Source organism: Streptococcus oralis subsp. tigurinus (genome assembly GCF_002093545.1).
Lineage (GTDB): Bacteria > Bacillota > Bacilli > Lactobacillales > Streptococcaceae > Streptococcus > Streptococcus oralis_C.
This window is the reverse complement of sequence record NZ_LNVF01000021.1, coordinates 1-907: the sequence shown is the minus strand read 5'-3', so window position 1 is coordinate 907 and position 907 is coordinate 1. Positions and strand designations below refer to the sequence as shown.

Here is a 907-nt window from a genome sequence, read left to right as displayed (position 1 = left end):
ATGCGGTTGGTGAAACTATTGGGACTACAGCCTATGCTAGAGAAGATGATAGCAAAAAAGGGATGGATGGTAGTCAAGTTACAGGTGCTGCATCCAGCTATGCACGTAAGTACGCGCTAAACGGACTCTTTATGATTGATGACAACAAGGATCCTGATACGGATGAATATCATAATCAGAATAGCCAAGCAGGCCGTACATCGCAAAAACCAGCTCAAAAAACAAATAGCCAGCAAAAGCAACCGGCTAATGCTCCAGCTAAAAGTAACGGAGCCAAAACAATTACAGGAGCACAGGCTAAAGCCATTCGGACAGAACTCAAAAATATGGCTGAGGCTACTGGTAGCCCAGCTGCTGCAATTGGGAACTGGTTCATTGGTAAGATGGGTGTTGACAAACCTGAGAACATTCCAGCTTCTCGCTTAAAAGAAGCTCAAAAAATTATCGCAGATGCAAAGAAAGCAAGAGGTATTGAATAATGGGATATACGGAACTGGGGCGCAAACGTCCGATTGAATTACAGAGCGCTTATTATGATAAGATCCTGGTTTATCAGCATCAAGGTGAGATTTGGGGTGTATGTTATAAGTACGGAGAAATTGATTGTGTTTACAACTACACTAAGAACGATTTCTTTTGGCTTGAAATTTCAGATATGTCCTTAAAAGAAATTGTTACTAAAATTATCCAGCCTTTGAAGAGAAATTCCCCAGGATCATACGGATTTGATGAGAGTACGTTCAGTAGAATTTTGGAGGTAATAAAATAATGATCAATAATGTTGTACTCGTAGGTCGTATGACCCGAGATGCTGAACTTCGCTATACTCCTCAAAATGTAGCAGTTGCGACTTTTACTCTTGCAGTAAACCGTACATTTAAGAGTCAAAATGGCGAGCGTGAAGCTG

Annotated in this window: 2 protein-coding genes and 1 pseudogene; all 3 read left to right on the top strand. The window is 41.0% G+C overall.

Annotated features, from left to right (window positions below; all coding sequences use genetic code 11):
• Positions 1-479 (top strand): ERF family protein (locus tag ATE34_RS10865; RefSeq protein WP_084912055.1); only part of this gene is annotated, 479 nt, incomplete at its 5' end.
• The gene (locus tag ATE34_RS10860; protein WP_084912053.1) at positions 479-769 is read left to right on the top strand and encodes a hypothetical protein; all 291 of its coding nucleotides are present in this window, start codon (positions 479-481) and stop codon (positions 767-769) included. The genes ATE34_RS10865 and ATE34_RS10860, both read left to right, overlap by 1 nt.
• Positions 769-907: pseudogene (gene ssbA, locus ATE34_RS10855) on the top strand (single-stranded DNA-binding protein SsbA); the annotation flags it as partial. The gene ATE34_RS10860 and the pseudogene ssbA, both read left to right, overlap by 1 nt.

Bases quoted from the DNA above. Each gene is read 5' to 3' on its own strand.
- ATE34_RS10860 (WP_084912053.1), top strand. From the start codon at position 479: ATGGGATATACGGAACTGGGGCGCAAACGTCCGATTGAATTACAGAGC.